The sequence below is a fragment of the Actinoplanes sp. ATCC 53533 genome, assembly GCF_003947245.1.
Genome location: NZ_QHHV01000008.1, coordinates 1 through 13,248 on the forward strand (window position 1 = coordinate 1; position 13,248 = coordinate 13,248).

Here is a 13,248-nt window from a genome sequence, read left to right on the forward strand (position 1 = left end):
GTGCCGCCGCGCACGTAGGAGACGTTCTTACTTTCGGTTGCCTCGGCCGCGTACTGGTTGACTTCCTTGTTGTACCAGAACGAGGTGGTTTCGCCGTGTGTGTCGATGGCGTAGTCGAGGTTCCACCGCCAGGCCTGGGTCTCGCGCGAGTCGGAGAACGTCGTGGCGTGTCCGGGCTCGCCGGCGTGGTTGCCGTAGACGGGCACGGTCCACGCCGAGTTGGTCTCGGAAGTCTCACCCGGCAACTTGTTACGACCGAAGAAGTACTGGGTGCCGTCGGTCGTGGTGACCTTCCAGTGCTCACCGTCCTGGTCGCCGTTGTCGGCACCGGTCAGCCGCACGATCTTCGAGCCGTCCTCAGTGCGGGAGTGCCATCCCTTCCCACTCTCATAGACCAGCTCGGTGCTGTTGCCGGCCAACGACAGTGTCGCGTTGTTCGAGCGCCAGCACAGGTCGCCGGTGGAGGTGGGGTTGTTGTCATCGCCGGCCTTGTCCTCGGAGCAGGACACGTACCGGCGCTCGATGAATCCCGGCGCGTATTCGAAGCCCTCGCCGACCCAGGAGGGCTGGCTGTTGGTCGCCGACGAGCGACCGTCGACGCTGGAAGACGAGTAGGACAGGGAAACGCCCGGCGACTTACCACCGATCGACGGGACCGTACGCATCGGATACGACCAGGTGAACGATCCCGTCGAACCGCCGGCCGACCAGCTCGATGTCGCCGACAGCGGCGTCGCGGTGAAGTCACCCGAGGGACCCGACGGTGCGGCAGCCAACGCCACCAAGGTGCTCGCCGCCGCGACGGAACCCGCCGCGCTCGCCGTGCCGGAGGCCGACTGTTTCTGGGGGGCGGTTGACACGGTGAGGTCCGCGGTGACTGTTGTGGTCGCGCCGTCATTGCGCGAGGGCAGCAGTGCGGCGGAGCAGCCCGGTTTGTCGGGGGTGGTCAGGGCGCACTCGGGAAGCCGCCAGAGCCGGAGCCTGGATGCCCAGTCGCCGCCGTAGGCGTGCCGGAACTTCGCGTAGTTCATCGCGAACGATGCTGTGCCAGTGGACTGCGCCGACACCTTCGCGACGACGCCGGCCCGCCAGCGTTGGGGCAACGCCGCACGGTCGAGCACCGTCGCGCTGATCTGCGACGGTGTTGCCGCGGCTGCGGCAGTCTTACGGTTGGCGCCCACAGCCGAAGAGTTGATCTTCGTGCCTGCGGCGGGCCACTGCGGTGCCGGAAGGTTAGCTGCCGGACGGGGTGCGGGTTTCCAACCGATGCCGGTGACCTCACCGCCGTGCTTGTCGAGCTTCTCGACCTGGGCGGTGAGATGCCCGGGCTTGACGGGCTCGGCCTGCGCCGGCGTGGCGGCCAGCGTCGAGGCGACCAGGGCACCGGTCACGACACCGGCACAGAGCAGGCGCGGCCGGACGGCGCGGGCGATCCGGCCGATCACGTAGGGACGGCGAGGGGTACGGCTCATGACGGGCTCTCCTGAACAGGCGCGAGTCGCGGCAAGGTACGGGGCGATGAGCGTGAACCGCTATGACTCGTCCTCGGTCGGCGATTCCGTGATCTTTCTGACCTGAGCGGCGTTCATCGCGCCCTGGTAGACGTGAACGTCGTCGATACCGCCGAACCAGTTCTCGGTCCAGGCGCCCGCGGCATTGTCCGGGGTGTACCAGCCGCCACCGACAGCCAGCGGTCCGGCAGCGTTCCACAGCGCGCCGACGGGTTTGATCGCCGGCTTTTCCTGGCCGCTGACATAAAGCGTCATCGTGCCGGCGCCCGCGTCATAGACCAGTGTCAGCTGAGTCCATAAGCCTTCGTCGGCATCGGTCAGCGGCTTGGCTGCGGTGATCCGGGTGTATGTCTCACCGAGATTCTGATCGGACGACGGCACCATCGCCTCGAAGTAGTGAGCAGTCACCCCGTTGACCGTGGATGGTCGCGTGCCCAGGTAGAACGCCGACTGTTTGCCGCCCTTCGGGGCGATGGCCGTCATCGTCGCCGCCGTCGAGTCCACGTATACACGTGCCGAGACGGTGAACGACTGATCGGTGCGAAGCACAGGGACGTCCTGCCACTGCGCCGGCTCGCCCTCCAACGCGGTGTTGCGTTGTGATAAGCCGTACTCGCGGGTTGTGATGCCGTAGCCGGGCTCGCCCGGCATGACCCAGTCCAGCTGCTCGTTGTCGAAGATGGCGAAGCCGCCACCGTCAGGGATATCCGTGCCCTGGGTCAGTCGCAGCGTACGGTGCCATGCGGCACCGTCAGGCGCGTCACAACCGTCCGGGTTGGCAGGGTCAGCACAAGCACTCGCGTTCTGGAAGTCCCACAGCCCCACGTTGATCGGGGTGAGGATGCCGGGCTCGTCGACCATGTTCGAGCTGGGCAGGGCCGGCTTTCCGGTGAAATCCTCGTCGACCAGCATCCGGTCGAAAACCTGCACGTCGGCGACGTGACCGTACAGCTTGTCGCTCGACACCCCGGCACTCTTGCGCTCGCCGACACGTAGCGGTCCGACCGCTTTCCACGCCGCGGGAGCCGCGACCTCGGGGACGTTGACGCCGTTGATCCACAAACGCATCTTCTTCTCGGTGGCGTCATAGCCTCCGGCGACGTGGGTCCATCGACCCGCCACCGCCGCGTTGACCGCGCAGACCGTCGACATCGCCGCCGGGGTGCTACCGGCCGCGCTCAGCATGCCGAAACAGAACGACTTGTCGGGGGTGCCGTCACCGCTTCGGTCGTCGCTGCGGAACTGCAGCACGAAGCTGGCGTCATCGCCGTCGTCCTGCGACGCGATGGTCTGCGAAACGGTCGTCTGACCCACCCGTACCCAAGCGGCCACGGCGTAGGTTCCGGTGGTGTCGACCACCGGCCCGGTGGTGGCAAGAGCGCCGACACCGCTGAAGGTGGCCGCTTCCCCACCGACGAGGCGCTGCCCGTCAGTCCAGCCGACACCGGCGCCTGCCAGCGGCGTCCTACCCACCGACTCGGACCGGTCCGCCAGAGCCGCATCGACGCCCCTGCTCGGGTCGGTCTCCAGACCCCAGTGCGCCACCGGAGACGCCGGCGAGTCCACAGAGATCGGGATCGAGCCGTCCCCCACGTTGTTCGTGCTGTCGACCGCCTGCAGTTCCAGGTTGCTCTGGCCGTACTTCAGCACCGTCAATTCGACCGTGGCCGCCTTCACCAGCTTGCCGCTGTCGTTGGTCCAGGAGGCCGCAGCTACCTCTCTACCCGCGCCGTTCCAGCCGTAGCGGAACTTCACCACGTCGAGCGCCGTGGACGTGATCCGATAGGTGCCCGGCTTACCCGGCCCTTCCGGCTTGACCAGTTCCTCGCCGATAACCGGCGGATCGGAGGTGTCCACCCGGAAGTAACACCAGTCCGACCAAGCACCGATGAGCCCGTACGGAGCAGGGTCCGTGGCCCTGACACGGAAGGCGTACGTGTTGTCCGTGACAGCCCCCGCGACCCGCGCGCTGAAGTCCAGTGCATGCGCGGGCGTGGACGTGACGCCCGGCGCCGTCATCGGCGACATCGTGGCGCCGGTGACCTTGGACCACTCCCAGGTGCTCTTCAGCGCCTGGCTCCGATCGGAGTCAGTCATGAACGCCCCGAAGTACGGGTTGGTGATGCCGATCCCGATGGCCGTCGTGCCGGCCTTGCAGGCGACCTTGTTGACCTGCAACTGGGTCGGCTTGGCTGGCCGGGCGTCGACGTCAGCGATCAGCTTCGCCTTAAGGGGAAAGAACTTCTTCCACCTATCCTTGGCGTTCTCATATCCCAGCGTCGCGTTGCCGGCGCTGAACGCGACAGTCCCCGTGGCCGCACCGTTGTGGGTGATGCCGTTCAGCCAGCTGGTCACCCCCGCACCGTCGAAGTCAATCGTCATGTCCAGCTGCGGCGAATCCGAACAACCCGACCCCTCATTGGCATGTGAGTCCTCCGCCCCCAAGTGCTTCAGGAACGGTTTCGACGACTTCCACGCCGTACGCGGCGTGCCGGAGATCGGGTTCGCGCTGAAGATGCTGGTCCAGGTGTTCGTGCACGACCACGAGTGGTCCAACACCATCTTCACCTTCGCCGACTCCACGTGCTTGTCCTTGATCGCCGCAGTGGAGAACTCGAAGTACGACCGGTAGATCCGCCCGTCCGGATCCATGCCCACCCGGGCACGCGACACATCGGAGTTGTTCGTGTTGTTGTTCGTCGAGTAAGCCCAGCGCTTCTTCCCGACGCTCCAGTCCGGGTCGATGAACAGCGGGAACGTCGCCGCCCCGGCCAACATCGCCGCATCCGGCTTGAGTACGAGATCCCCGGCCGCGGTCACCTCGGTCTGCACTACAGCCGTCCGCGCCGTGTCCGCGGCCGCCACCGCTGTCGATGGGTCATCTGCGGCACCCGCGACCGCGGCGGCGGTCTTCGCGGAGCTCTTCGCCGCCGTTGTACGATCCCGCGAATCCCACATACCCGGCGCAGGAGCAGACGCCACCAACTCCCGGCCCGCGACGGCCTGCAACGAACCGTCACGCAGCCGCGACACCCTCGCGTCACCGCCGACGTCAAAGGTAACGGCCCGCAGCTCCGGATTCGCGGCGGCGGCAGCCGACTTGATCGCCAGCACATGGGAGAAGCCGATCTCCGTCGGACGCACGACCAGATCCACGCCCGGCAACACCTCCGCATAGGTCGCCGTGGCGCCGGAGAGCGTCGGCGCGGGCAGGTCTCCACCCGACCAGCTCAGCGTCAACGTCTTCTTGTCCTCCACCAGGGTCACCAGCGGGCCCTTACCACCGGACGAGAAACGCACGTCCGCAGCCGATGCCTTCGGCGTTACCGCCCCACCCTCGGTGCGCTGCAGAGTCAGATCCACATCAGCCCACTCACCACTGGCACGCCGCACCCGCTGCGGCAGCACCGCCGACTCGTAGGTCAGGCGCCCATCGGGCTCGGCGAAGAACTGGGAGCGCTCCGTGCGCTCGGACATGACCTCGACCCTGGTACCGGACTCCTGCGCCAAACGCAGGGCCGACTTCTCGTCCTGCGCGGTCACCGCGGCCGGCAACCGAAGCGGCGCAGCAGCGGCGGGCACGGCCGAGGCAGCCGCCGGCACCACACCGACGATGACCGATGCCAGCAGCAACGGCGCAGCCGCCCAGGTTGTTGAACGTTGAAGAGTCTTCGAGCGGACACGACCCCACGCAGCGACGCTCACCATGAATTTCCCCCGTGTATGTGAAGCGGCGACCGAACTGTAGAGGCATCGACAAAGCCCTGTAAAACAAGATCACAAACCGCAACCACAAAACGGACGCCATGGCACACGTGCGACGAAGTGATCACACAACGTAACTGGGGTCGCGACACGCACGCGTTCACCCGAAGTCATGGGTGACCCGGGGACCGAGTCACAGCGGCTGAGCAGGTAGCGTCTCGCCGGCGAACCCGGATGGCGGCCCCCGCTCATCCCCCTACCTTGGAGGCGGCGCTTGACCCCGGAAGAATCCGCATACGACGTCGGCTACGCAACCGGAACGCTGCTCATCCGTGGACTGTGCTGCCTACTCGTCGTCGGCGGCGCCGCGTACCTGATCTACCTGCTGATCCGAAGCAGCAGAATTCGCCGCCGTCAGGCCCCACCGCCCTACGGCTACCCACCACAGAACCACTACCAGCAACAGCCCCCATACCCACCCCAGGCCCAGTACCCGCCGCCGCCCACCCAACAACCGCCGCCGTACTCGCCGCCGCCCGCACCGCAGGACCCGTTCAATCAACCACCAGATCCGGGTCCTCGCCCCGGAAGCTGAGGCGCCGAGTTCAGCCCTGGACACGACCGACATGACGAACTGATCTTCCCCTGCAGCGTGGAGGCCAGACCTAAATGGATAGATGGTTATGGCTGAAACAAGACGTCGGTTCGACCCCGAGTTCAAGGTCGGGGCGGTCCGCATCGTGCAGGAGACGAACAAGCCCGTCGCGCAGGTGGCCCGGGATCTCGGGATCAACGAGGGCACCCTGGCGAACTGGGTAAACAAGGACATCGAGCAGCGGCTGCCGTCCAACGGCGGCGTGTCGGAGTCCGAACCGGCCGAGCTGCTGCGGCTACGGCGTGAGAACGCCGAGCTGGCAATGGAGCGCGATGTCCTCAAGCGTTCCGTGGTCCTGTGAGTGAAGAAGGCGATGAAGTAGCTGTAGCCGCCTTCATCAGTTCCCAGGGGACCGAGCACGGTGTGCCGCACGCGGCGACCTGCCGCGCGCTCGGATTGTCCGAGTCCTGGTACCACAAGTGGCATGACCGTAAGCCGACCGCTCGTCAGCAGCGAGCTCCGCTGATCCAGATTACAGTCCGAGGGGTGTCCAGACGTCGGGTCGGTCGCGGTTGCCCCGGCGGAGATCGTGGACGGCGTCGTGCAAGGCGAAGGCGGCCGGTGCGACGTCCAGCCGACCGCCCTGGACCAGCCGGCGGTAGACGTCGGCCGCGACCTATGGGGCGCGTCGGTCGCCGATTGACCATAGGGTGACGATGACGTGCCGATAGCCGGTGTAGTGCAGTGCCGCCAGCGTGATCGCCTCGTCGGGCAACTCGCTGCCGCTCACTCGCGGCTGCGCTGCTTGGGCGCAGCCAGCCCTAACGAGCTACTGATATCACTGCCGCTCGATCCCTCGGGCGTGGCAAACCACCAAATGGTCGCGGCCTCGTGGTCGCGAGGTAACGCGTCCATCCTGTACGTTCAAGGTTCGACTAGATCTCCATCACCATGCGTCGGCGTCGGGGCGATTTACTCATCGCGAACAAGGGGATTGAATCCACGACCTCCTATTAGCGAACCTCTGTCGAGGCTTGCCATCGGTTGTCAACCCTTGACCCCCTCTTACCGACCGTCACGCTCCAGGGCTTGTCATCAATCGTCGGCATCTCGCACTGAGCTGCACAAACGTCCCAGGGCTGCGGTAATCACTTGTCACTGATGGTTATCACTTGGCAGGGGATTTCGGGGGGTAAACGGGGGCGTTGGCCCGGTCCGTGGTGTGGTGCCCCCGCGTCACGCGAGGGCGGGACGCTGGCGCAGGCATGGCGCCCCGTGCGAACCGATGTTCGACCGTGCGCATGCCCAACGCGGCAGGTTGGTGCCCCGCCTGCCCCATCGGTAGGGCACCCCGGCTATTTTGCGTAGCGTTCCGTTGCGCGCCCGCAGGATCCGCGATGCCACCTCGACGGTCTGTGCGCCCGCAGAGGATGAGACCCCGGTCCGGATCGAATCGATGGCCTCCCGTTGGACCGGCCGCTGGCAGCCCCATGAGCGGGGGTGACGGCCTCTGACATAAGACTCAGCACGCGGGTCCGGCCGCCGCCGGAGAAAGCGAAGGATTCGTTGCGTCACATCTAAGCCTCGATGTACGTGACTGTCGTCCGTACTGTGGGACCGTGCCTGCAGCGCGCCAACCGTTCCACAACAGTTCGTCCCCCGGCCGCCGTTCCCGGGGCGACGTCCGCTGTGGAGACAAAAGCCTTGCGGCGAATACGCAGGCCCTGTACCTGCCGACAAATACGTCCGTGCTGGTCAGGGGGTGTTTCGGCAGGCAAGGACGATCTTGGTTCGTCGGGTTTCAGTGTCCTGGTGGGCCTCGCCGTCGGTGGCTACGCGATGATGCCGTCTCATGCTGCTGCGACTGGCGTACCTGGGTATCACCAACGCGTTCGCGCTGCTGCGGCTACTGCCGGGCAGTGACCGGGACAAGGACGCGGAGATCCTTACCCTGCGGCACCAGCTCGCGGTGCTGCACCGCCAGCTCGGCGGGCAGCGGGTCCGGTTCGAGCCGGCCGATCGGGCCTGGCTGGCCGCGCTGCTCAGCACGCTGCCCAGACCCAGCTTGTACCGCCTGCGGCTGTTGGTGCGGCCCGACACTGTGCTGCGCTGGCATCGTGACCTCCATGCCCGCCGCCACGCGACGGCGTCGCGTCCCCGCCGGCGGGGACGGCCACGCACCGTACGTTCGATCCGCGTGCTGGTGCTGCGCCTGGTCCGGGAGAACCCGTCCTGGGGTACCGGCGGGTACATGGGGAACTGCTCACCCTCGGGGTGAAAGTCGCCGCGTCCACGGTCTGGGAGATCCTGCGTGAGGCCGGGATCGATCCGGCCCCGGACCGCGCGGCTACCACGTGGGCGCGGTTCCTGCGTTCGCAGGCCGAGGCGCTGCTGGCTGCGGACTTCTTCGAGACGATCACGCTGACTGGCACCCGGATGTACGTCTTGGCGGTCGTCGAGCATGCCAGCCGCCACGTCCGCATCCTCGGCGCGACCGGGCACCCGAGCGCGGCCTGGGTGAGTCAGACCGCTCGTAACCTGGTGATGGACCTGGAGGACGCGGGATGCCGGGTGAAGTACCTGATCCGGGATCGGGACGGCAAGTATCCGGCTCTGTTCGATGCGGTCCTTGCCGACGCCGGCATCAACGTTGTGCTCAGCGGTGTCCGGATGCCCCGGATGAACGCGATGATGGAACGCTGGGTGCGGACCTGCCGCCGCGAGCTGCTCGACCGTACTTTGATCTTCAACCAGCGGCACCTGCTGCACGCGCTGCGCGAGTACGAGGTCTTCTACAACGGGCACCGCCCGCATCAGGGCATCGCCAACGCCCGCCCACTCGCACCGTTACCCGAACCGATGACCGACCCGGATCGGCTCGCCCACCTGAACATCCACCGACGTGACCGCCTCGGCGGCATCCTTCACGAGTACGAGCATGCCGCCTGACCTGCCCGGATGGCATTTCCGGCAGGTACAGGCCTGCAGAAACGCTGGGAGGACACCGGCAAACGGTGACCACCTTGGCGACATAGTGGCGCTCACGCAGGGAGCAGACAAATCGTGTTTTGGGAGAGGTCACCAACTGACCGGGGTCGCTGCTCCCCGTTCGCTCCCAAAATCATGACAAAACACCCGTCGCAGATGATCTCTACGACGGGTGTTTTGGCAGCTAAAAGGCTATGTGGGCGATACTGGGATCGAACCAGTGACCTCTCCGGTGTGAACGGAGCGCTCTCCCGCTGAGCTAATCGCCCTCAACGGAGTCAGACTCTACCGGACCCTCGCCCGCGCACGCGAGCCAGGGTCCCAGCGAGTCAGGCGCCGGTGACGAAGTTCCAGATCACCGATGCCAGGTCGACGCCCATGGTCAGCTTGACCGAGAGCCAGACCACCCCGGAGATGAAGATGAAGCCGGCCGTGCCGATCAGGGCGCGCATCGGCAGCGACTGCCGTAGCACCCAGTGCGTCCAGGACTGGACGTGTTTCTTGGTGAAGTGCAGCAACCTGCGCGCCCAGTGGAACTCGACCGCCCAGATCGCCAGGCCCAGGATCACGATCGCCCAGCCGGGGCCGGGGAACGGGATCAGCACGATGCCGACCGCCACCACGATGGCTCCCAGCACGCCGATGCCGACCTTCAGCGCCAGGCGCCCGGTCGGGTTGGCGCGGATCCGGTCCAGCACGCCCAGAGGTGAGTGATCCTCGGGTGGTGTTTCGGTCAGGGGTTCCGATTGGGACATCTCGTTCACTTTCGCGGCAAAGATCGCGGGCTCCCGGTCATTTCATCCCCTAGTGTTCCCCGTCCCCGTCACTACCCGGGAGGAATGGACGTTACCGGAGTGAGTCAACTGCTGGACCACCCGACGCCGGGCGGAACCGAGTACATGGGCAGAACAGGACAAGATACCGTTTAACGGCTCGTTCGGAGAGCTTATCGGAACCGCCTTCCCACTACTGGGTGAGATCAGCGTATGGCGGAGCGTAATGACAGGGATCACCTGAGTATGGGAAACGCGGGGTTCACCAGCCTCGCAGCGGTGCCGGGGGGAGTTCGTCCATGAGTACCATTCGTCCAACGACCGTCGAGGTCGAAACCTCGCTGCGGCTCGTAGCGCCAGATGCCACGGCTCTGCCCGTGCGCGCCAGTCTGCGGTACGACCCAGCCGACCCGTACGCGGTCCACGTGTTGTTCCACGCAGAATCAGCCGGTGGGGAAGCCGTTAGCTGGTCCTTCGCGCGGGAACTGCTCGTGACCGGGCTCGATGAGCCCGCGGGCATCGGGGACGTCCGGGTGTGGCCGTGGGCCACGCCGCGGGGCGACTTCGTCGCCCTCGCGCTGTCGTCGCCAGACGGCAACGCGCTGTTCGAAGTGCCGCGCAGCGTCCTGGTTCGGTTCCTGCGGCGCACCTACGTGGTGGTGCCGCGGGGCCGCGAGTCCGAGCACCTGGACGTGGACGCGGCGGTGAACCGGCTGCTGGCCGGTCGATAGCGACAGGGAATTACCGGGGCGACCCGCGCGGACACTGCCGGTCCGCGCGGGTCGCTTTTTTACTACCGGCGGACGAGAAACGGACAGAGGCCAGGTTAAAGCGGATTCCGGGGCAGAAAGCGAATAGCACCATCGAACGGTCTTTATGCCAGATTTAGCCCTTGATTTCCGGCTCCCACCGCCGATCTGGCCCAGCACCCGCACTGACACGTGCATCCCAGGTCACGGCCCGATACGGTCGGCTCGATGGTCACCTCCACCGCGCGCCTGAGCCGGTCCGCACCCGCCCCGAACTGGGCCGGCGTGGGCACCTGGACGCTGTCCGAGACCGACCTGGCGACGCCGCATCCCACGCCCCGCCGGCTGCCGTACCACCTCCTGGCGCTGACCACCACCGGGCACGGCACGGTCGAGATCGACTTCGCCCCGCAGCGCTGCCGGCCCGGCACGCTGCTCTGGATCCGGCCCGGTCAGGCGGTGCGCTTCGGCATCGAGCCGGGACTGGACGCCACCCTGGTCTCCTGGGACCGGGAACTGCTCTCGGCCGCCGACGTCACCGGCGTACCGGTCGACGATCTTCCCGGGCCGAACCGCTGGCAGCTCGCCGGCGAGGATGAGGACGCGGTGATCACGGAGGTCGCCCAGCTCGGGGTCGACTGCACCCGGCACCGGTCCGGCGCGGTCGCCGCCGCGCTGCTCCGCCATCAGCTCGCCGTGCTGCTGCTGCGGATCGCCCTGCTGGGCTCCGGGGACAACCGGCGCTTCGTCTCGACGAGCGCCGAGAGCCGGACCTTCGCCCGGTTTCGCCGCGATCTGGAGGACGGCCATCCGCACAGCCGGCGGGTCGAGGACTACGCCGCCCGGCTCGGCTGCTCGGTGCGCACGCTGACCCGGGCCTGCCTCGCGGTCACCGGGCGCACCGCGAAGCAGGTCGTCGACGACCGGGTCTCGCTCGAGGCCCAGCGGCTGCTGGCCTGCACGGAGTTGTCGGTGGCCGAGATCGGCCGCCGGCTCGGCTTCGGCGAGCCGACCAACTTCGGGCGCTTCTTCCACCGCGAGGCGGGGCTGAGCCCGGGCGCCTTCCGGGCCACCGCGGCGGCCGCGATGCCGGACCAGGTGGCCGACGACGTGGCCGACATCGGCGCCAGAGTCCCGGCCCAGCGACTGAATTCTGACTAAGCGTAATGCCCGAATTCCCATAATTCCCGGGGTGCGCGAGGGGCGCGAGCTTCGACGCGGCATGATGGAGGGGTGCAGATCTCCGCGCGCGGCGACTACGCGGTACGGGCGGCGCTGAGCTTGGCCAACGCCTACCCGGCCCTGATGTCCGCCCAGGCCATCGCCCAGGACCAGACCATGCCCCGGAAGTTCCTCGAGGCAGTGCTGGCAGACCTGCGCCGCGCCGGGGTGGTCAGAGCTCAACGCGGCGCCGAAGGTGGCTACACGCTGTCACAAAGCCCCCGGGACGTGACAATCGGCCAGATTCTGCGGGCCGTCGACGGTCCACTCGCGGGTGTCCGCGGGCTGCGCCCCGAGGAGACGAAATACTCCGGCGCGGCCGAAAACCTGCCCAATCTCTGGGTCGCCGTCCGCTCCGCCGTCCGTGAGGTCGTCGACGAGGTGAGCCTCGCCGAGCTGATCAGCGGGCGCATGCCGGCCCACGTCCGCAAGCTCACCACCAGGCCCGATGCCTGGCAGCCCCGCTGAGGGTTTGCCGACATCCACTATCGGGAATCTTCCGGTCCCTGGCACTTCACGGAAGGACTCCCCCGATGGGCATCATGTACCGCAGTCGCAAGAAGTTCGGGCCGCTGATCCTGAACTTCACGCAGCGGGGATTCTCGTCCTGGTCCATCAAGATCGGACGCTGGTCCTGGAACTCGAAGGCCCGGGCGCACCGCGTGGACCTGCCCGGCCCGCTGTCGTGGAAGCAGGACAAGTCCTGACGCAGGCGGTGAACGTCAAGCCGCCGCGGCGATGACCACGTCGCCGCCCAGCCGACCGTGCTCCGGCCGCCGGGTCACCGACCCGGCGGTCAGCAGCGCCTGCAGCACCCGGGTCGCGTCCGCGGCCCGGTAGACCGTCTCGGTCAGCGCGAAGGTCCGCAGCTCGGTCACCGTCGCCTCGCCCACCTCGGCGAGATGCGCCAGCAGCTCACGGCGCAGCGGCCCCGGATGCGGGTTCAGCGAGATGTCGATGAGGTGCCGCTCGGGGTCACCGGGATCGCGGTAGCGCACCCCGGCATACTCGTCGACCGCCCACAGCACGTCCTTGAAACTCTCCAGGTTTTTGCCCGACTGCGTGGCGAACACCAGCACCTCGCCGGGCTCCTCGCCGACCGCCAGCTCCACCGCGGCGACCAGCGGGAACCCCGCGGCACGCAGCTCCGCGCGGTAGTCGTCGGCCCGGAAGCCGGCGGCCGGGACCACGATCACCGCCTCCGCGGGCTTGCCCGCGGTCAGCGCCGCGACGGTCGCGGGCAGCGGCGGCCCGCCGGCGGCCGTCGCATCCAGAAAAGCAAGCAGCGGTACGCGCCCAGCGCCGACCGCCTGCAGCGCCACCGCGAGCCGCGCATCCGTGCCGCCGGGCATGGTGTGGACAGTCAGCCCCGCCGCGGCGCCGGCCTCCTGCTGAACGGCGGCGAGCTGCGCACCCACCCCGGCGACCTCCTCGCCCAGCGCGACCATCGTCAGCTCACGCCCCCGGACCAGGTCGGACTGTTCCACGAAGACCCGCAGCGCGGCCTGCGCCAGCTCCGGCCCGGCATCGGCGTACCCGTGGACGTAGGTGGCGCGGCGGGCCCGGTGCAAAGCGGCGGGCGCCCACGCCTCGAGGTGACGGACGAGAATCTCACGCTTGACGTTGGAGACGCTGTCGGCTGTCATATCCGAGTTATACGGCGTCGCGTCCGCGCAGGTGGGGCCGGGTCACCGCAAGCCGGGTCT

At 67.5% G+C, this 13,248-nt stretch carries 12 protein-coding genes, 1 tRNA gene and 1 pseudogene; 9 read left to right on the forward strand and 5 right to left on the reverse strand.

Annotated elements, in window-relative coordinates; genetic code table 11:
* Window positions 1–1,472: pseudogene (locus DMB66_RS02675) on the reverse strand (hypothetical protein); the annotation flags it as partial.
* Window positions 1,473–1,532: 60 nt separating this feature from the next.
* Window positions 1,533–4,094 carry a LamG domain-containing protein gene (locus tag DMB66_RS02680; protein ID WP_233624249.1) on the reverse strand — a complete coding sequence of 854 codons (2,562 nt, stop codon included), beginning with the start codon at window positions 4,092–4,094 and terminating at the stop codon, window positions 1,533–1,535.
* A gap of 880 nt (window positions 4,095–4,974) precedes the next feature.
* On the opposite strand from DMB66_RS02680, the gene DMB66_RS63435 reads away from it, so the two are divergent.
* From DMB66_RS63435 to DMB66_RS63440, 5 genes are all read left to right on the forward strand, one after another.
* Window positions 4,975–5,175, forward strand: a complete 201-nt coding sequence (locus tag DMB66_RS63435; protein WP_233624250.1) for a hypothetical protein — start codon at window positions 4,975–4,977, stop codon at window positions 5,173–5,175.
* Between the two features lie 315 nt (window positions 5,176–5,490).
* Window positions 5,491–5,811, forward strand: coding sequence for a hypothetical protein (locus tag DMB66_RS02685; protein WP_125802390.1), 321 nt, complete (start codon window positions 5,491–5,493; stop codon window positions 5,809–5,811).
* A gap of 88 nt (window positions 5,812–5,899) precedes the next feature.
* On the forward strand, window positions 5,900–6,172 hold the full coding sequence (locus DMB66_RS02690) for a transposase (protein ID WP_158647125.1): 273 nt from the start codon (window positions 5,900–5,902) through the stop codon (window positions 6,170–6,172).
* A 1,491-nt stretch (window positions 6,173–7,663) separates the two neighbouring features.
* Entirely contained in the window at window positions 7,664–8,089 is a 426-nt protein-coding gene (locus DMB66_RS62385; protein ID WP_199751825.1) for a hypothetical protein, read from the forward strand.
* Window positions 8,086–8,760, forward strand: coding sequence for an integrase core domain-containing protein (locus DMB66_RS63440; protein WP_233624251.1), 675 nt, complete (start codon window positions 8,086–8,088; stop codon window positions 8,758–8,760). The genes DMB66_RS62385 and DMB66_RS63440 overlap by 4 nt, the downstream gene beginning before the upstream one ends.
* Before the next feature lie 236 nt (window positions 8,761–8,996).
* On the opposite strand, the gene DMB66_RS02700 is transcribed toward DMB66_RS63440, so the two are convergent.
* Together DMB66_RS02700 and DMB66_RS02705 are read right to left on the reverse strand one after the other, a co-directional pair.
* Window positions 8,997–9,068 (reverse strand) — tRNA-Val (locus tag DMB66_RS02700).
* A gap of 60 nt (window positions 9,069–9,128) precedes the next feature.
* Window positions 9,129–9,554, reverse strand: coding sequence for a TIGR02611 family protein (locus DMB66_RS02705; protein ID WP_125802392.1), 426 nt, complete (start codon window positions 9,552–9,554; stop codon window positions 9,129–9,131).
* Between the two features lie 317 nt (window positions 9,555–9,871).
* On the opposite strand from DMB66_RS02705, the gene DMB66_RS02710 reads away from it, so the two are divergent.
* From DMB66_RS02710 to DMB66_RS02725, 4 genes are all read left to right on the forward strand, one after another.
* Entirely contained in the window at window positions 9,872–10,303 is a 432-nt protein-coding gene (locus DMB66_RS02710; RefSeq protein ID WP_020514863.1) for an SsgA family sporulation/cell division regulator, read from the forward strand.
* A 246-nt stretch (window positions 10,304–10,549) separates the two neighbouring features.
* Complete coding sequence (locus tag DMB66_RS02715) at window positions 10,550–11,482, forward strand: AraC family transcriptional regulator (protein WP_125802393.1); 933 nt, start codon at window positions 10,550–10,552, stop codon at window positions 11,480–11,482.
* A gap of 72 nt (window positions 11,483–11,554) precedes the next feature.
* Window positions 11,555–12,010, forward strand: a complete 456-nt coding sequence (locus DMB66_RS02720) for an Rrf2 family transcriptional regulator (RefSeq protein ID WP_125802394.1) — start codon at window positions 11,555–11,557, stop codon at window positions 12,008–12,010.
* Between the two features lie 65 nt (window positions 12,011–12,075).
* The gene (locus tag DMB66_RS02725; protein ID WP_023561122.1) at window positions 12,076–12,249 is read left to right on the forward strand and encodes a hypothetical protein; all 174 of its coding nucleotides are present in this window, start codon (window positions 12,076–12,078) and stop codon (window positions 12,247–12,249) included.
* Between the two features lie 15 nt (window positions 12,250–12,264).
* Here DMB66_RS02725 and DMB66_RS02730 read toward each other — a convergent pair whose 3' ends face one another.
* Window positions 12,265–13,188 (reverse strand): hypothetical protein, encoded by a 924-nt coding sequence (locus DMB66_RS02730; protein WP_125802395.1) that lies wholly within the window; start codon window positions 13,186–13,188, stop codon window positions 12,265–12,267.
* Window positions 13,189–13,248 lie beyond the last annotated feature (60 nt).